At 67.4% G+C, this 17187-nt stretch carries 23 protein-coding genes; all 23 read left to right on the top strand.

The window, feature by feature from the left end; translation table 11 throughout:
- Positions 1-115: 115 nt before the first annotated feature.
- The 23 genes from AAEU42_RS05485 to recN all read left to right on the top strand — a co-directional run bounded on the left by AAEU42_RS05485 (position 116) and on the right by recN (position 17145).
- Positions 116-694, top strand: a complete 579-nt coding sequence (locus AAEU42_RS05485) for a DUF2975 domain-containing protein (protein WP_342232532.1) — start codon at positions 116-118, stop codon at positions 692-694.
- A 10-nt stretch (positions 695-704) separates the two neighbouring features.
- Complete coding sequence (locus AAEU42_RS05480; protein ID WP_342232531.1) at positions 705-953, top strand: helix-turn-helix domain-containing protein; 249 nt, start codon at positions 705-707, stop codon at positions 951-953.
- A complete protein-coding gene (locus tag AAEU42_RS05475; protein WP_342232530.1) occupies positions 937-1170 on the top strand; it encodes a hypothetical protein in 234 nt (77 codons plus the stop codon). The genes AAEU42_RS05480 and AAEU42_RS05475 overlap by 17 nt, the downstream gene beginning before the upstream one ends.
- A gap of 369 nt (positions 1171-1539) precedes the next feature.
- On the top strand, positions 1540-2439 hold the full coding sequence (locus tag AAEU42_RS05470) for a stage III sporulation protein AB (RefSeq protein ID WP_342232529.1): 900 nt from the start codon (positions 1540-1542) through the stop codon (positions 2437-2439).
- Entirely contained in the window at positions 2433-2945 is a 513-nt protein-coding gene (locus AAEU42_RS05465) for a stage III sporulation protein AB (protein WP_342232528.1), read from the top strand. The genes AAEU42_RS05470 and AAEU42_RS05465 overlap by 7 nt, the downstream gene beginning before the upstream one ends.
- 13 nt (positions 2946-2958) lie before the next feature.
- Positions 2959-3153 carry a stage III sporulation protein AC gene (spoIIIAC, locus tag AAEU42_RS05460; RefSeq protein WP_342232527.1) on the top strand — a complete coding sequence of 65 codons (195 nt, stop codon included), beginning with the start codon at positions 2959-2961 and terminating at the stop codon, positions 3151-3153.
- Between the two features lie 6 nt (positions 3154-3159).
- The gene (locus tag AAEU42_RS05455; protein WP_342232526.1) at positions 3160-3543 is read left to right on the top strand and encodes a SpoIIIAC/SpoIIIAD family protein; all 384 of its coding nucleotides are present in this window, start codon (positions 3160-3162) and stop codon (positions 3541-3543) included.
- A complete protein-coding gene (locus AAEU42_RS05450) occupies positions 3540-4637 on the top strand; it encodes a stage III sporulation protein AE (RefSeq protein ID WP_342232525.1) in 1098 nt (365 codons plus the stop codon). The genes AAEU42_RS05455 and AAEU42_RS05450 overlap by 4 nt, the downstream gene beginning before the upstream one ends.
- A complete protein-coding gene (locus tag AAEU42_RS05445) occupies positions 4637-5116 on the top strand; it encodes a stage III sporulation protein AF (protein WP_342232524.1) in 480 nt (159 codons plus the stop codon). The genes AAEU42_RS05450 and AAEU42_RS05445 overlap by 1 nt, the downstream gene beginning before the upstream one ends.
- Complete coding sequence (locus AAEU42_RS05440) at positions 5113-5631, top strand: stage III sporulation protein AG (RefSeq protein WP_342232523.1); 519 nt, start codon at positions 5113-5115, stop codon at positions 5629-5631. Before AAEU42_RS05445 ends, AAEU42_RS05440 begins: the two co-directional genes overlap by 4 nt.
- A 10-nt stretch (positions 5632-5641) precedes the next feature.
- Complete coding sequence (locus AAEU42_RS05435) at positions 5642-6220, top strand: SpoIIIAH-like family protein (RefSeq protein WP_342232522.1); 579 nt, start codon at positions 5642-5644, stop codon at positions 6218-6220.
- A gap of 215 nt (positions 6221-6435) precedes the next feature.
- Complete coding sequence (locus AAEU42_RS05430) at positions 6436-6828, top strand: Asp23/Gls24 family envelope stress response protein (RefSeq protein WP_342232521.1); 393 nt, start codon at positions 6436-6438, stop codon at positions 6826-6828.
- A 151-nt stretch (positions 6829-6979) separates the two neighbouring features.
- The gene (nusB, locus tag AAEU42_RS05425; protein ID WP_342232520.1) at positions 6980-7486 is read left to right on the top strand and encodes a transcription antitermination factor NusB; all 507 of its coding nucleotides are present in this window, start codon (positions 6980-6982) and stop codon (positions 7484-7486) included.
- A 1-nt stretch (position 7487) separates the two neighbouring features.
- A complete protein-coding gene (locus AAEU42_RS05420) occupies positions 7488-8414 on the top strand; it encodes a tRNA (adenosine(37)-N6)-threonylcarbamoyltransferase complex transferase subunit TsaD (RefSeq protein WP_342232519.1) in 927 nt (308 codons plus the stop codon).
- 81 nt (positions 8415-8495) lie between these two features.
- Positions 8496-9683, top strand: a complete 1188-nt coding sequence (gene xseA, locus AAEU42_RS05415; RefSeq protein WP_342232518.1) for an exodeoxyribonuclease VII large subunit — start codon at positions 8496-8498, stop codon at positions 9681-9683.
- A 45-nt stretch (positions 9684-9728) separates the two neighbouring features.
- Positions 9729-9965, top strand: coding sequence for an exodeoxyribonuclease VII small subunit (gene xseB, locus AAEU42_RS05410; protein WP_342232517.1), 237 nt, complete (start codon positions 9729-9731; stop codon positions 9963-9965).
- Entirely contained in the window at positions 9962-10840 is an 879-nt protein-coding gene (locus AAEU42_RS05405; protein ID WP_342232516.1) for a polyprenyl synthetase family protein, read from the top strand. Before xseB ends, AAEU42_RS05405 begins: the two co-directional genes overlap by 4 nt.
- A 12-nt stretch (positions 10841-10852) precedes the next feature.
- The gene (locus AAEU42_RS05400) at positions 10853-11314 is read left to right on the top strand and encodes a divergent PAP2 family protein (protein WP_342232515.1); all 462 of its coding nucleotides are present in this window, start codon (positions 10853-10855) and stop codon (positions 11312-11314) included.
- Between the two features lie 133 nt (positions 11315-11447).
- Positions 11448-13316: a 1-deoxy-D-xylulose-5-phosphate synthase gene (dxs, locus tag AAEU42_RS05395; protein WP_342232514.1), complete on the top strand. Its 1869-nt coding sequence runs from the start codon at positions 11448-11450 to the stop codon at positions 13314-13316.
- Positions 13282-14088 (top strand): TlyA family RNA methyltransferase, encoded by an 807-nt coding sequence (locus tag AAEU42_RS05390; RefSeq protein WP_342232513.1) that lies wholly within the window; start codon positions 13282-13284, stop codon positions 14086-14088. Before dxs ends, AAEU42_RS05390 begins: the two co-directional genes overlap by 35 nt.
- Positions 14089-14955, top strand: coding sequence for an NAD(+)/NADH kinase (locus AAEU42_RS05385; protein WP_342232512.1), 867 nt, complete (start codon positions 14089-14091; stop codon positions 14953-14955).
- A 3-nt stretch (positions 14956-14958) separates the two neighbouring features.
- The gene (locus AAEU42_RS05380; protein ID WP_342232511.1) at positions 14959-15411 is read left to right on the top strand and encodes an arginine repressor; all 453 of its coding nucleotides are present in this window, start codon (positions 14959-14961) and stop codon (positions 15409-15411) included.
- A 42-nt stretch (positions 15412-15453) separates the two neighbouring features.
- A complete protein-coding gene (gene recN / locus AAEU42_RS05375; protein WP_342232510.1) occupies positions 15454-17145 on the top strand; it encodes a DNA repair protein RecN in 1692 nt (563 codons plus the stop codon).
- Positions 17146-17187 lie beyond the last annotated feature (42 nt).

The raw sequence follows: 17187 nt of genomic DNA, 5'->3' as shown, positions 1-17187 counted from the left end.
TCATAGGCCCGACCAGAAAAAATGTCAACCAGCACGGATTTATTGTAATTCGATAAATAATAATTGATTTTTAATAAGGACTGTGATAGGATGTGGAAAAAAGGAGGAGACCGCCATGCGCCTTACCGCCGTTCAAAAAGCCGCCAAAGCCCTGAACGTCCTCATCCTGTTTGCCCTGGCCTGCAACGTGGCCCTTTTGTATCTGGTGCCCACAGCCGTGATGTTCAGCCAGGGGGGCTTCCTGGAGGGGGCAAGGGGCTACCTGTCCGGCCTGCTCCACCCCGATGAGGACGACATCGTCATGGCCGGCGTGGCGGGCAGCGTTCTGGCCTGGTTCTGGTTTTGGGGCGACGCGGAGACCCTGGTCCCCGTCCTGTCCCTCCTCCTCTCCGGCGGCTGCACCGCCGTCATCCTCTGGCAGGCCCGGCGGGTGCTGGGGGCCATCCTCCGGGGGGAGCCCTTATCCCTGGAGAACGCCGCCGCCCTCCGCCGGGCGGCGGGATGCTGCTTCCTGGTGTCCGCCGGGGCGCTGGCCTACGTGGTGTGGGGGATCTTTGTCCGCACCTTCCAGTTGAGCCTGGCCGCCGCCCTCTTCGTCCCCGTCTTCTTCGCCGGGGGCCTTCTGTGCCTGGTCATGTCCGCCCTCTTCCGCCAGGCGGCGGAGCTGAAGGCGGAAAACGACCTGACGATTTGAGGTGAGGGGCATGGAAGGAACTATCGTCTTTCGCATCGACGTGCTGCTGGCCAAGCGGAAAATGAGCGTCACGGAGCTGGCCGAGCGGGTGGGCATCACCCTGGCTAACATGTCCATTTTAAAGACCGGCAAGGCCAAGGCGGTAAAGGTGTCCACCCTGGCCAAGCTCTGCGCCGCCCTGGACTGCCAGCCCGGCGACCTGCTGGAATACTGCCCGGGGGCGGGGGAGGAGGAACGGGACGATGAAGGGGAGCTTTGAGGCGTTCATGGTCTTTTTCTCCGCGGGGGGCCTTATCGCCCTGCCCTCCGTGTGCCTGTCCGCCCTCTCCGGCGTCCTGTGCTGGGCGGCGAAGGCCCGCGGCTGGACCCGGTGGAGCCGGGTGTTCTCCATTTTGTGGAAGGTATGCCTGGGCATCTGGGCCGTGTGGCTGGCGCTGACCTTCCTGTGGCTGTTTCTTCTGCGTGTCTCCATGTGAAAGGGGGGATGACGCGTGGCGCTTGCCGATTCCCTGTGCAGGGGTCTGCTGGACCTGTGGGCGTTTTTTTATATGACGGAGCTGGCCGCCCCCCTCTTTCTCCTCGCTCTCCTGACCCTCTTTTTCGCCGGCTCCTTTTCCTACATGGCGGGGACCCATGGCTGGAGACGGACGCACCGGGTGCTCTCCGTTTTATGGAAGGTGAGCCTGGGCTATTTCCTCGCTTTCTTCGCCCTGAGTTTTATGATATTTTTATTGCTTCCTTTCGCACGCTGGTGAGGCGGGTCTATGACCCGCCTCCTTTTTTTCATTCATAAAATGGTCCAAGCCCTCATAGAGATAGGCCAGTACCAAAGAGGAGGGATGACGATGGCGGGATTTGACGACGCGGTCATACTGCTGCCCCCCAGGCTCCGGCGGCGGGCGGAGGAGCTGCCCGCGCTGGTGAAGCGGCAGGTGGAGGAGTTTCGCCTGCGGGCGGGGCGGCCCCCCACCGTGACGGTGGGGATGGACGAGCTGGGCCTGCCCGGCGGGGAGCCGGTTACGGTGCGGGATCTGGAGCTGACGGTGGAGATCGCCACCCAGGCCAGCGCTCACGCCGCCCTGGAGCGGGTGCGGCAGGGCTACTTCACCGTCCGGGGGGGCCACCGGGTGGGGCTGTGCGGCAGCGTGGCGGCGGAGGGGGGACAAGTCCGCAACCTGCGGACCCTCTCTTCTTTGAATATCCGGGTGGCCCACGCCGTCCCCGGCTGCGGGGCGGAGGTGCTGGCGGATCTGCTGGCGGCGGGGAGCCTGCCCAACACCCTCCTGCTGGCCCCGCCGGGCGGGGGAAAAACCACCCTCCTCCGGGACCTGGTCCGGCGGATCTCCGACGGGGAGGGGGCGCCCCCCCTGCGGGTGGGCCTGGCCGACGAGCGGGGGGAGGTGGCCGCCCTCTGGGAGGGGGTGCCCCAGTTCGACGTGGGGGCCCGCACCGACGTGCTGGACGGCTGCCCCAAGGCGCAAGGGCTGATGATGCTCCTGCGGGGGATGAACCCTCAGGTTTTGGCCTGTGACGAGATCACCGCCCCCGCCGACTGCGCCGCCCTGGAGCAGTGCGCCAACTGCGGGGTGAGGCTGCTGGCCACCGCCCACGGCGCCAGCCTGGAGGACCTGCGGGGGCGGCCGGTGTACCGGGACCTCCTGGCCCGGGGGCTCTTCCAGCGGGTGGTGTACCTGGACCGGCGGGGGTTCGGCCCCCGCTGCCGGGTGGAGGAGCTGCCATGCTGAAGCTGCTGGGAGCCCTCCTCCTCACGGGGGGCGGGCTGGCCCTGGGGCTGGGGGCCGTGGGAACGCTGGACGCCCGGGCAAAGGGGCTGACGGCCCTGACGGCGGCCCTGGGACTGCTGGAGGGGGAGCTCTCCTTCCGCCTGCCGGCCATGCCCCAGCTCTTTGCCTCCCTGGCCCGGCGGGCCCCGGAGCCCGCCGGAGCCTTTTTTGCCGCCTGTGCCCGGGGGATGGACACGCTGGGGGAGCGGCCCTTCGAGGAGATCTGGGCCGGGGCGGCGGAGGAGACCCCCATGGGTCTGGCCGCCGAGGACCGGGAGATCCTGCTGGAGCTGGGCTCCGTTCTGGGCCGCTATGGGGCCGAGGACCAGCGCCGGGCGGTGGAGGGTGCCAGGGCCCGGCTGGAGGCCAACGCCCAGCGGGTGCGCACCGAGCGCAGGCGGCAGGGCAGGGCCTACGGCACCATGGGACTGGCCCTGGGGGCCTTCCTTACCATACTGCTGATTTGACGGGGGAACGACTATGGACGTGGATTTTATTTTCCGCATCGCGGCCATCGGGATTTTGGTGGCGGTGCTCAACCAGGTGCTCTCCCGCTCCGGCCGGGAGGAGCAGGCCATGATGACCACCCTGGCGGGGCTGGTAGTGGTGCTGATGATGGTGGTGCAGAAGATCAGCGACCTCTTCGTACTGGTGAAGGGGCTGTTTGGGCTGTGACGGCGGATGGATATTTTAAAACTGGCCGCTTTGGCGGTAACGGCCGCCCTCTGCGCCCTGGTGCTGCGCAAGCGGGTGCCCGAGCTGGCGGTGGTCCTGGTCCTGGCGGCGGGGGTGCTGATCCTGAGCCAGGCCATGGAGGCCCTGGCGGGTGTGCGGGGGCTGATGGACTCCCTGGCCCGCACCGCCGGGCTCTCCCCCGAGATCTGGAAGCCGGTGGTCAAGACGGTGGGCATCGGCATCGTGGCCCGGCTGGCCGCCGCCGTGTGCAAAGACGCGGGGGAGGGGGGCGTGGCCGCTTTTTTGGAGACGGCGGGGGCCGCCCTGGCCCTCTTTACGGCCCTCCCCCTGGTGGAGACCGTCTTCGACACCCTGGGGGCGTTATTATGAGAGCGGTGGGAAGGGGCGGGCTCCTGTTTCTCCTCCTTCTCCTTCTCCTGCCCGCCGCCCGGGGGGCGGACCTGCGGGACGCGGTGGGGGCGGACAAGCTCACCGGGGCCGCGGAGGAGTATTTGGACGGGTACTTAAAGGTGGAGGACCTGACGGGGGACGATTTCGCCGCCGGGGCCGCCGCCATTCTGGACACGGGGAACGGCCAGCTGACGGGGGCCCTCCGCCGGGCGGGGCGCAGCGGGGTACTGCTGCTGGCGGTGGCCCTGCTGTGCGGTCTGGCCGAGAGCCTGCGGGGAGAGCTGGGGGGCGGCGGGCTGGACCCGGTGCGGCTGGCGGGGGCGGCGGCGGTGGCCGCCATCGCCGTGGCCGACGTCAACGCCCTCATGGGCATGGGGCGGCAGGCCATGGAGCAGATGGACGGCTTTTCCAAGCTGCTGCTGCCTACCGTGACGGCGGCCTGTGCCGCCGCCGGGGCCCCTGCCGCCGCCGTGGCCCGGCAGGGGGCCACCCTCCTCTTTTTCGCCCTCCTGCTGACAGTGGCCGACCGGCTGCTGATGCCCCTGGTCTACGCCTACGTGGCCGCCTCGGCGGCCCACGCGGCCATTGACAACGACGGGCTCAAGCGGGTGGCCGCCCTCCTCAAGTGGGCGGTGACGGGGCTTCTTTCCATCCTCCTCACGGTCTTTGTGTTCTATCTCACCCTCTCCGGGGCGGTGGCGGGGAACGCCGACGCAGTGACCCAGAAGGCGGCTAAGACGGTACTGTCGGGGATGGTCCCCGTGGTGGGAGGCATCCTCTCCGACGCCGCCGAGACGGTGGTGGCCGGGGCGGGCATCCTGAAGGGTACGGTGGGCGTGGTGGGGCTTTTGGTAGTTCTGGCGATCTGCCTGGCTCCGTTTTTGCAGCTGGGGGCCCACTATCTGGTCTATAAGTGCGCCGCCGCCCTCACGGCCACGGTGACACCAGGGCCGGTTTCAGCCCTCATCGACGCCATCGGTTCGGCCTTTGCCCTGGTGCTGGGGATGACGGGGGGCTGCGCCCTGATCCTGTACGTGGCCCTGATTACCTCCATCAAGGCGGTGAGCGGATAGTGGAATGGTTTCGTTCCTGGCTTTTGGGCGTGGTGGCCGCCGCCCTGGCGGTGGCTCTGGCCCAGGCCTTGACCCCGGAGGGGACGGTCAAAAAGGTGGGGAAGCTGGTGGGAGGGCTGGTCCTCTTGCTGGCGGTGGCCCGGCCCATCCTCCAGCTGGATCCGGGGGATCTGGCGGTGACCGCCTCGGCCTATGCCGCCCTGGACCCCCAGGCGGCGGCCCAGGGCGGGGAAGATGTGATGAAAACCCTCATAGCCCAGAAGGCGGGCGCATATATTGTGGACAAAGCGGCCCAGCTGGGGTGCGTGTGCACCGCGGCGGTAGAGGTGGAGACCGGGGAGGCCGGCTGGCCGGTGCCCTGGTCCGCCCAGGTACAGGGCAGCTGGACGGCGGAGCAGAAAAACCAGCTGTCCAAGGCCCTGGCCCAGGAGCTTGACATCCCGGCGGACCGCCAGAGCTTTAAGGAGGACGTGGAATGAGCGGGAATGGAAGGGCGTGGGCGGAAAAGCTGCTCAAGGCCCTGGGAAAGTACAAATACGTCCTGCTGGTGGCGGCGGTGGGAGCCCTGCTTCTGCTGCTGCCGGAGGGCGGGGGCGGACAGCCCGCGGCCCAGGTCCCGGAGGGGCGGAGCGACCTCTTTCAGGTCGGCGAGATGGAGGACAAACTGGAAAAGGCCCTCTCCCAGGTGGAGGGGGCAGGGGAGGTGACGGTGGTGCTGACCCTCCGGGAGGGGCCCCGGCAGGTGTTGGCCCAGGACGGGAGTGCCCAGGAGGGGGACAGCGAGAAGCGCCGGGAGACCACCACCGTTATGGCCTCCAAGGGCTCGGGGGCCCAGGAGCCGGTGACGCTTCAGGAGCTTGGGCCCGGTTATCAGGGGGCGCTGGTGGTGGCCCAGGGGGGAGACGATCCCCAGGTGCGCCTGGCACTCAGTGAGGCGGTCTCCGCCCTGACGGGGCTGGGGATGGATAAAATCTCGATATGTAAGGGAAAGTGAGGAAATTGGTATGAAACTCTGGAAACGCAACGCAGTGGTGGCCGCCATCGTCCTGTTCGTGTGTGTGGCGGTCTATCTGAACTGGTCCTACCAGAAGGAGGGGACCACGGACGTGGGGAAGACCCTGGGCCAGGCGGCCCTGGTGGATGGAAAGACCAACGACCCCCTGCTGGCCGCGGCCTCCGCCACCCCCGCCCCCGGTGAGAGCGCCCAGCCCGGCGAAACGGCCAAGACCGGCTATTTCGCCTCCGCCCGGCTCAACCGCCAGCAGGCCCGGGACAGCGCCCTGGCCATGCTCCAGGACACCCTGTCCAGCGACTCCGCCGAAGAGGCGGTGAAGGCGGATGCCGGGACAGCCATCGAGACCCTGGCCTCCGCCACGGTCTCCGAGGCCCAGATCGAGAATCTGGTGGTGGCCAAGGGGTACACCGACTGCGTGGCCTTCATCAGCGACGGCGGCGTGTCCGTGGTGGTCTCCGCCACCGAGAACGGCCTCCAGGATACCGACGTGGCCCGCATCACCGAGATCGTCACCGGGGAGACCGGTGTGCCCGCCAGCCAGATCAAGATCATCGAGGCGGAGGGGTAAGGCCCGGCGGGCCGGAAGCGCCGTACATACCGGGAGGGGCGGGGTTTGACCCCGCCCCTCCTCCCCGCGCCCGTGAAAAATTCCGGTTGTATTTTCCCTTTTTTGTGGTACAATAGCCTTACTCAATCCCTTAGGGCGCGGCTGGAACAGCGCCGTGTCCGGGGCTAGGTATCCATACCGGAAAACTGTCCCATAGGAAAGGAAGCGTGAAGCCAATGGCCGACGGAAAAGAATACATCTCCTGCCCTGATGAGCTGGGCTGCATCCATATTTCGGAGGACGTGCTGGCGGTGACCGCCGCGGCCGCCGCCCTGGAGGTGGAGGGCGTGGGAAGCCTGGCCGCCAACCTGGGCAGCGATATCGTGGAGATGCTGGCCGGCCGGAAGAACCTGAGCAAGGGCGTGCGGGTGACCGTCACTGAGAACTCCGTCACCGTGGATATCTCCATCCTGGTGAAGTACGGCTCCACCATCCAGGAGGTGGCCAAGGCGGTCCAGGACGCGGTGTTCGGCGCCATCGAGAACGCCAGCGGCTTCACCGTGGAAGGGGTCAACGTCCACGTGGCCGGCGTTACCTTTGACCATGCCAGAAAGCCCAAGCAGGGCTGACCCGGCCCCCACAGCCTGGAGCGAGTTTTCTCGCTCCGGGCTTTTTTGCCGTTTTGGCGTCGATTGGGGGTTTATTTTTCCGGCGTAATTGTGTATACTAAGCTGTATATAATGGATAAGCTGGGCCGATAGGCCCTATGGAGGGAACCGCATGACCAGAAGTAACGCCCGAGAGATCGCCGTCCACTTTGTTTTCGAGCTGGGTTTTTCCAACCAGAGCGCCGACGAGCTCCTGTCCGAGGCCCTGACCCGCTCCGCCTTTGAGCAGATCGGCCAGGAGGAGCCCCTGTATGCCGAGTTCCCCAACGTGGGGCAGCGGGAGTACATAGAGACGCTGGTCCGCGGCGTCTTTGACCACGGCGCCGAGCTGGACAGCTATATCACCAAGTACGCCATCGGCTGGAACTTCCAGCGCATCCCCAGGGTGGTGGTGGCCATCCTGCGGGTGTGCATGTACGAGATCCTGTACATGCAGGACATCCCCAACGCCGCCGCCATCAACGAGGCGGTGGAGCTGACCAAGCACTATGAGGAGCCGGAGCTGTCGGCCTTCGTGAACGGCATCCTGGGCTCCTTTGTCCGGACCGAGCACATCCCCGACCCCGTGGGGAAGCCCGGGCAGGACGAGGCCCCTCAGACCGGCGGGGACGAGGGCTGATATGACTACCCTGGGCCTGGACACCAGCAACTATACCACCTCCGCGGCGGTCTTCGATGGGGCGGACGGCGTCAATGCCGGCCGCCTTTTGGAGGTACGCTCCGGGGAGTTGGGCCTTCGCCAGTCGGAGGCCCTTTTCCAGCATGTGAAGGCCCTGCCGGGCCGGCTGGAGGAGCTGGGCCGCTCCGGCCTGCTCCGAGACATCTCCGCCGTGGCCGCCTCCACCCGCCCCAGGGCGGTGGAGGGGTCCTATATGCCCTGTTTTCTGGCGGGGGAGAGCCAGGGACGGACCCTCGCCTCCGTACTGGGCATTCCCTTTTTTGCCGTCTCCCACCAGCAGGGGCACCTGGCCGCCGCCGCCTGGGGCGCCGGGCGGATGGACCTGCTGGACGCCCCGTTCCTGGCCTGGCACCTGTCCGGGGGCACCACGGAGCTGCTGCGGGTGGAGCCGGAGGGGGTCAACGTGAGGGCCGAGAAGGTGGGCGGCACCACGGACATCTCCGCCGGGCAGCTCATCGACCGGGCGGGAGTGCTGCTGGGGCTGGATTTCCCCGCGGGAAAGGCGCTGGATGCCCTGGCGTCGGAGGCGGCGAACGGCCCCAAGCCCTTCCGGGTCAAGCTCCGGGGCCTGGAGTTCTCACTCTCCGGCGTGGAGAACCAGGTAAAGGCCTTGGCGGCCGAAGGGGCGCCGGAGACAGTGGCCCGCTTTGTCCTGGATACGGTGGCCGACGTGGTGCGGCGGGCCACCCTGGCGGCGATGGAGGAGCATCCCGGCCTGCCGGTGCTCTGCTCCGGGGGCGTGGCCTCCAATACCCGCCTGCGGCACGTGCTCACAGAGGCCTGTCAGGCCGTTTTCGCCCCGCCCCAATACTCTGCCGACAACGCCATGGGGGCGGCCATCCTGGCCCACCGGCTGGCGAGGCGATAAAGAGGGCGAAAAGCCGGGGCACCGGCCCAAAGGGGCCGGCTTGCGCGGCGGCATTGATTTTTTAGAGGGGAGGCCCTGCCAATGGAATATCCCGTCTATTCGGTCTCCCAGGTCAATGGGCACATCAAAGACCTGCTGGACGCCGATCCGGCCCTCTCCGGGCTCTTCATCCGGGGGGAGCTGTCCAACTATAAAACCTATCCCTCGGGTCACCACTATTTTTCCATGAAGGACGAGGGGGGCGCCATCCGGTGCGTCATGTTCCGCCGGGAGGCCTCGGCCCTCCGGTTCCGGCCCCAGAACGGCATGAAGGTGGTGGCCTTCGGGCGGGTGGCGGTCTTCCCCCGGGACGGCCAATACCAGCTCTATGTCAGCAGCCTCACCCCCGACGGGGTGGGGGACCTCCATGTCGCTTTCGAGCAGCTCAAGGCCAGGCTGGCGGCGGAGGGGCTCTTTGATGAGGGGCATAAGAAGCCCCTGCCCAGGTTCCCGGCCCGCATCGCCCTGGTGACCTCCCCGGCGGGGGCCGCCGTGCGGGATATGCTCCGCATCCTGAACGCCCGCTGGCCCATAGCGGAGGTCTACGTGGTGCCCTGCCGGGTCCAGGGGGCGGAGGCCCCCGCCGAGATCGCCGGGGCCATCGCCTGGGTCAACGCCCAGGGGGCCGCGGACCTCATCATCACCGGCCGGGGGGGCGGGTCCATGGAGGACCTGTGGTGCTTCAACGACGAGGGGGTGGCCCGGGCCATCTACGCCTCCCGCATCCCCGTCATCTCCGCCGTGGGCCACGAGCCCGACGTGACCATCGCCGATTACGTGGCCGACCTGCGGGCCGCCACCCCCTCCAACGCCGCCGAGCTGGCGGTGCCCGATCAGAATGAGCAGTACGCCCTGCTCTCCCACTTGGGCCGCCGGATGGGCAAGGCGGTGGAGCGCCAGCTCCAGACCTCCCGGGCCGCTCTGGACCGGGCGGGGCGGAGCCGGATGCTCCGGGACCCCATGAGCTGGGTGGACGACCGGCGGATGCTGCTGGACCGCCAGCGGGACCGGATGGCCCACGGCCTCACCCTGAGCCTGGGCACCCGCCGAGCCGATTTCGCCCGTCTGGCCGCCTCCCTGGACGCCCTCAGCCCCTTGAAGGTGCTGGGCCGTGGCTACGCCATCGCCAAGGGGCCCAAAGGCGTGGTGAAGTCGGCGAAGGACGTGAAGCCGGGGGATCCGGTGTCCCTCCGGGTCGCCGACGGCGAGATCGCCTGTGAAGTGTTGTAAGGGCCGGACCCAAAGGCCTTGTTTCCAAGAAAGGAGAGACGCGGCATGGCGCAGAAAAAACTGACCTTTGAGGAGGCCATGGCCCGGCTGGAGGTCATCGTGGCCCAGCTGGAGAAGGGGGATGCCCCCCTGGAGGAGGCCCTGGCCCTTTTTGAGGAGGGCACCGCCCTCATGAAGCAGTGTTCCTCCGCCCTGGACAAGGCGGAGCAGAAGGTGGCCAAACTGCTGCCCGGCGCCGACGGCGGCGCGGTGGAGGCCCCCATGGAGGGGATGGAGCCGTGAATTTTGAAGCGCGGCTCGCCGCCGACAAGGCGCTGATCGAAGAGGCCCTGAAGGGGGCCTTCCGGGGGCGGACGCCCCGGGCCGATATCTATGACGCCATGAATTACAGCCTTCTGGCCGGGGGCAAGCGGGTGCGGCCCATCCTGACGCTGGAGACCTGCCGCATGTGCGGCGGGGACCCCGCCGCCGCCCTGCCCTTCGCCTGCGCCGTGGAGATGATCCACACCTATTCCCTCATCCATGACGACCTGCCCTGCATGGATGACGACGACCTGCGCCGCGGGCGGCCCACCAACCACAAGGTGTACGGGGAGGCCACTGCGGTACTGGCCGGAGACGGCCTGCTGACCGCCGCCTTCGAGATCGCCCTGGAGGGCCGGGGAGACCTGGCCCCGGAGCGGGTGGTGGAGGCACTGGACTGCCTGGCCCACGCCGCCGGGGCCGGCGGCATGGTGGGCGGCCAAGCCCTGGATATGGCGGGGGAGGGCCGCTCCCTGACCCAGTCGGATGTGGAGGAGCTCCAGCGGTTCAAGACCGGGGCCCTTATCTCGGCCGCCGCGGAGATGGGCTGCATTGTGGCCGGGGGGGACGAGGAGGACCGCCAGGCGGTCCGGCGCTACGCCGGGAAGCTGGGGCTGGCCTTCCAGATCCGGGACGACATGCTGGACGTGACCGGGGACGAGGCGGACTTGGGCAAGCCCACCGGCTCGGACGCCCGGGGGGAAAAGACCACCTTCGTCACCCTCAAGGGGCTGACCGGGTGCGCCCAGATGGTGGAGAAGCTCACCGCCGAGGCGGAGGAGGCCCTGTCCCGGTTTGAGCACCCGGAATTCCTGACGGCGCTGGCCCACGAGCTGGTAGACAGAACGAACTGAGGAGAGGCCCCCATGAATGTAGTGGATTTTCTCACCGGAAACCTGATATTGAATCTGGCCATCCTGGCCTGGGCCGTCGCCCAGGTCATCAAATTCGTGGTGGTGCTTGTCACGGAAAAGCGGCTGGACTGGCGGCATATCGTCTCCAGCGGGGGGATGCCCAGCTCCCACTCCGCCTTCGTCTGCGCCTGCGCGGCGTCAGTGGCCTACCTTTACGGCTGGTCGTCGCCTCTCTTTGCCATCGCCGCGTCCATGGCCATCGTGGTCATGTACGACGCCTCCAACGTCCGCCGGGCGGCGGGGGAGCAGGCCAAGATATTGAACTACATCATGGAGCACTGGACCCAGATGAAGCCGGCCATGTTCGGCAAAGAGCTCAAGGAGCTGCTGGGCCACACCCCGCTCCAGGTCTTTATGGGGGCCCTGCTGGGCATCGCCGTGGGCTGGGGCGGCGGCTGGTTTTTTACCCGGTAGAATGTCCTTCCGGGGGCTCTGCTGATGGTTCCCCAGAGGGGGACAGCGGGATACCCCCCGTGGATCGATTTTTCCTGCGTTTATCCCCACACGGGTGGGAGGCGCGAATTTCTCGAGAAAGGAGCGAGGGCCTTTGCTGAACGTACCGAACAATCTCCATCTCATCACCGATCCGGAGGCCGAGGCTCTCTGCGCCGACCTGCGGGACCGGCTGGTGGAGGTGGTCTCCCGGACGGGGGGGCACCTCTCGGCCAATCTGGGGGCGGTGGAGCTCACCGTGGCCCTCCACCGGGTCTTTGCCCCGGAGCGGGACCGCATCGTCTTTGACGTGGGCCACCAGTGCTACTGCCATAAGATGCTCACCGGCCGGGACGGGGCCATGGACACCCTGCGCTCCTTCGGCGGGCTGTCCGGGTTCCCCAAACCGGGGGAGAGCGTGTGCGACGCCTTCTCCGTGGGCCATGCCTCCACCTCGGTGTCGGTGGCGGTGGGGATGGCCCGGGCCCGGTCCATCCTCCGAAAGGACTACCACGTGGTGGCCCTGCTGGGGGACGGCGCTCTCACCGGGGGCCTGGCCTACGAGGGCCTCTCCGACGCCGGGGACAGCGGCGAGCCCATGATCGTCATTTTGAACGACAACGGCATGTCCATCACCCAGAGCGTGGGTGGGGTGGCGGAGCATTTGGCCCACCAGCGGCTCAAGCCCCAATACCTCAGCTTCAAAAAGGGCTACCGCCGGGTGATGAACGGCTTTTCCCTGGGCCGCCACATCTATAAGGTGACCCATAAGATCAAGACCGCAATCAAGGAGACCCTGCTGCCCTGCTCCCTCTTCGAGGACATGGGCTTTACCTACCTGGGGCCCGTGGACGGCCACGATGTGCGGGGATTGACCCGCCTGCTCCGCTACGCCAAGGATCTGGAGGGGCCGGTGCTCCTCCACGTGCGGACGGTGAAGGGGAAGGGGTACGCCCCCGCAGAGGCCGACCCCGGCCGGTTCCACGGGGTGGGGAAGTTCGACCCTGCCACCGGCCTGTCCCTGGCCGCGCCCGGGAGGAATTTCTCCCAGGTGTTCGGGGAGACCCTATGCGCCCTGGCGGAAAAGGACCGGAGGATCTGTGCCGTCACCGCCGCCATGCAGCCGGGCACCGGGCTGGACGGCTTCGCCCAGCGGTTCCCGGAGCGGTTCTTCGACGTGGGCATCGCCGAGGGCCACGCCGTCACTATGTGCGCCGGGATGGCGAAGCAGGGGCTTGTCCCCGTCTTTGCCGTCTACTCCTCCTTCCTGCAGAGGGCCTATGACATGCTCCTCCACGACGTGGCCATCCAGGGTCTTCACGTGGTATTCTGCGTGGACCGGGCAGGGCTGGTGGGGGAGGACGGGGAGACCCACCACGGCATTTTCGACGTGGGTTTCCTGGACACCATCCCCGGCATTCAGGTCCTCTGTCCGGCCAGCTACGCCGAGCTGGCCGACATGCTGGAATACGCCGTCAAAGGGTGCAGGGGCCCCGTGGCGGTCCGCTATCCCCGCGGCGGGGAAGGGACCTGCCGGATGTCCTTCGGCCACGCGCCGGCCGCTGTCCTGCGGGAGGGCCGGGACCTGACTCTGGTGGGCTACGGCACCCAGATCAACGCCCTTTTGGAGGCGGCGGAGCTTTTGGAGGAGAAGGGCGTATCGGCTGAAATTGTAAAGCTGAACAGCATTACACCACTGAACGCTGCCCCGGTCCTGGATTCGGTGAAAAAGACCGGGACCCTTTTGGTAGCGGAGGAGAGCGCCGCCGCCAACTGCGTGGGGATCCGCCTGGCGGCCGCCCTAGCGCAGGCCGGAATTGAGACAAGGAATATTGCCTTACAGAACTTGGGGAGCGGGTTCCCGCCCCAGGGCAGCGTACAGCAGCTCCGCAGGCTCTACGGCCTGGATGGAGCGAGCATCGCCGGGAAGGCGTGGGAGGTCTGCGGACATGGGGAAAAAGCGGCTGGACATCCTGCTTTTTGAGCGGGGACTGGCGGAGAGCCGGCAGAAGGCCCAGGCTGTCATCATGAGCGGCCAGGTCTATGTGAACGGCCAGAAGGTGGACAAGGCCGGCGCCCCCACGGGGGAGGACGCCTCCATCGAGGTGCGGGGCGGCGGGCTGAAGTACGTCAGCCGGGGGGGCCTCAAGCTGGAGAAGGCCATGGAGACCTGGCCCATCACCCTGGACGGCGCCCTCTGTGCCGACATCGGCGCCTCCACCGGCGGCTTCACCGACTGCATGCTCCAAAACGGGGCGGCCAAGGTATACGCCGTGGACGTGGGGTACGGTCAGTTCGCCTGGAAGCTGAGGAGCGACCCACGGGTGGTCTGCATGGAGCGGACCAACGCCCGCTACCTCACCCACGAGCAGGTCCCCGACGAGCTGGACTTTGCCAGCGTGGACGTGTCCTTCATCTCCCTGAACCTGATCCTGCCCCCCCTCCGGGGGCTGATGAAGCCCGCCGGACAGGCGGTATGCCTCATCAAGCCCCAGTTTGAGGCGGGAAAGGACAAGGTGGGGAAGAAGGGGGTCGTCCGGGACCGTGAGGTCCACCGGGAGGTGCTGGAGCACTTTTTGGACCACGCCGCCGCCGCGGATTTCTCCGTCCGGGGGCTGACTTATTCCCCCATCCGGGGCCCGGAGGGGAACATCGAGTACCTGGGGTGGATCTCCGCCCAGGCGAGGGAGCCATGGGAAGGGGACCTGGCCGCCCTGGTGGACGCGTCCCACGCCACGCTGGAGGAGGGAACGTAAATGAAGATCGTTTTAAGCCCCAATCCGTACCGGGACAAGGGCCTGAAGGCCGTCCAGACCGCCGAGCGGGTCCTCCGGGAGGCGGGGGCCGAGACCTGCATGAGCCTTCCCTTTGCCCTGGAAAAGGGGAGCGGCGTGGAGTTGCCCGCCCATTTGAAGTTCCTCTCCGCCGAGGAGGCCATGGAGGGGGCAGACCTGCTGGTGTGCTTCGGCGGGGACGGCACCATCCTCCACGCGGCCAAGGACGCGGAGAGCCACCACATACCCGTGCTGGGGGTGAATCTGGGCAGCGTGGGCTTTATGGCCGAGCTGGAGGTGTCCGAGCTGAACCTCCTCTCCCGGCTCACCGAGGGGAAGTACACCCTGGAGGAGCGGATGATGCTGGACGTGACCGTCCGGCGGGAGGGGCGGACCATCTTCCGGGATACCGCCCTCAACGACGCCGTCATCACCAAGGGGGCCGTGGCCCGGATCATCGACCTGGACGTGAAGTCGGACGGGGCCCTGGTGGGCCGGTTTTCCGGCGACGGGGTGGTGGTGGCCACCGCCACCGGCTCCACCGCCTACTCCATGTCCGCGGGTGGGCCCATCGTGGAGCCCACGGCGGAGAACATCATCGTCAGCCCCATCTGCCCCCACGCCCTCCACGCCCGCTCCTTCGTGCTGGACGGCCGCCGGGCCATCGCGGTGAAGATGGGCAAGCTCTCCCGCAAGACGGCCTACCTGTCGGTGGACGGGGGCAAGGCCTTCCGCCTGGGGGGGAGCGACCAGGTGGAGCTGCGCCGGTCCAAAACCAAGGCCAAGCTGGCCAAGCTTACCAACCGCAGCTTTTACACGGTGGTGAACCAAAAACTGGGGAGGATGTGACCCATGAAGAGCAAACGGCAGCAGGAGATCCTGGATATCGTGGCCCAGAGGGACATCGAGACCCAGGAACAGCTTTTGGAGGCCCTCAAGGAGCGGGGGGTGGCCACCACCCAGGCCACCATTTCCCGGGACATCAAGCAGCTCCACCTGGTAAAGGAGCTCACCGCCGGGGGCATTTACAAATACACCGTCTCCCAGCGCAAGACCGCCCTCAATTTCGCCGGACGGCTGCGGACCATCTTCAAAGAGGGGGTCACCTCCTTCGATGTGGCCCAGAACATCGTGGTTTTGAAGACCATGCCCGGCCTGGCCCCCGCGGCGGGGGCGGCCATCGACGGCATGGATATCCCGGAGCTGGTGGGGTCCCTGTCGGGGGACGACACCGTCATCCTCATCATGCGCAACGGGGAGGCGGCGGAGGAGTTCTGCGAGGAGATGCGGGAGATGCTGGGCTGAGGCCCGGATGGGCCCCGCCATCTGTGCGTAAGGAGTGATATGATGCTCTCCGTCCTTCACATCGAGAATATCGCCGTCATCGAGTCGGCGGACATCGTTTTCGGCGGGGGCTTCAACGCCCTCACCGGTGAGACCGGCGCGGGCAAGTCCATCGTGGTGGACGCCATGGGGGCGGTCACCGGGGAGCGGGCCAGCCGGGACCTGATCCGCACGGGGGCCAAGTCGGCCCTGGTGACGGGGGCCTTTACCCAGGTAAAGGCCCTGCCCTGGTTTGCCGAGAACGGGACCGGCCCCGACGAGAACGGGGAGCTTCTCCTCCAGCGGGAGATCCTGCCCGACGGCAAGAACCTGTGCCGGGTCAACGGCCGCCCTGTGACGGTGGCCCAGCTCAAGGCCCTGGGCCGGCAGCTTTTGAATGTCCACGGCCAGCACGACGGCCAACAACTGCTGGACGAGAGCTGCCACCTGGAATACCTGGACCGCTTTGGGGACACGGCGGTTCCCCTGGCCGACTACCGGGCGGCCTACGGCCGGCTGGCCGAGCTGGACGAGCGGATGAGGGCCCTGCAAATGGACGAGTCGGAGAAGGCCCGGAAGGTGGATACCCTCCAGTACCAGATCGGCGAGCTGGAGCGGGCGGAGCTTACGGCGGGGGAGGAGGAGGAGCTCCAGGCCCGTCGGGACCTCCTCCGCAACGCCGCGGATCTGGCCGAGGCCGCCGAGGCGGCCCACTTCGCCCTCTCCGGGGACGAGGACAGCGCCGGGGCGGCCGCCCTCCTCATGGAGGCGGAGCAGGCCTTGGAGCGAATGGCGGGGGTGAGCGGTGAGCTGGATGCCCTGCGTACCCAGCTCTCGGAGTGCCGCTGTCTGGCCCAGGACGCCGCCGAGACCGCCCGGGACATCCGGGGCAGCTTTGACTTTGAGTTTGGGGAGCTGGACGAGCTGGAGGGGCGGCTGGACCTCCTCTACCGGCTGAAAAAGAAGTACGGGGCCACCGTAGAGGATATGCTGGACTATCTGGAGCGGTGCCGCAAGGAGCTGGACGAGATCCAGTTTGCCGACGATACCCTCCTGCGCCTGGAGGGGGAGCGGGCTAAGGCCCTGGAGGAGGCCCGGAAGCGGGCCGAGACACTCTCCCAGGCCCGGAAGGCGGCGGGGGAGGCCCTTCAGACCCGCATCCAGTCGGAGCTGGCCCAGCTGGATATGCCCAGGGTCCGTTTTCAGGTGGCCTTCGCCCCGGTGGAGGGGGAGACCGGCCTGAATGGGGAGGGGATGGACACGGTGCGCTTCCTCATGTCGGCCAACGTGGGGGAGGACCTGAAGCCCATCCAGAAGATCGCCTCGGGGGGCGAGCTGGCCCGCATCATGCTGGCGCTGAAAAACGTGCTGGCGGAGAACGACGACGTGGCCACCCTGGTCTTTGACGAGGTGGACACCGGCGTCTCCGGCCGGGCCGCCCAGAAGGTGGCCCAGAAGCTGGCCCAGGTGGCCCGGCACAAGCAGGTGCTGTGCGTCACCCACCTGCCCCAGATCGCCGCCATGGCCGACGTCCACTTCTCGGTGGAGAAGGGGGAGAAGGCCGGCCGCACCTACACGGCGGTGGAGGCCCTGGACCGGGGGCGGCGGCAGGCCGAGCTGGCCCGCCTCACCTCGGGGGACCAGGTGACCCAGGCCTCCCTGGACAGCGCCGGAGAGCTGCTGGACGGGGCGGAGGAATATAAAAAAAGTCTGTAAGTTCAAGGCCGCTTTGGCATACACTGACCCAGAGGAGGGATA

The organism is Pseudoflavonifractor phocaeensis (assembly GCF_038439875.1).
GTDB lineage: Bacteria > Bacillota > Clostridia > Oscillospirales > Oscillospiraceae > Vermiculatibacterium.
The sequence above is the reverse complement of the archived record's forward strand: the minus strand, read 5'-3'. Positions and strand labels throughout refer to the sequence as shown.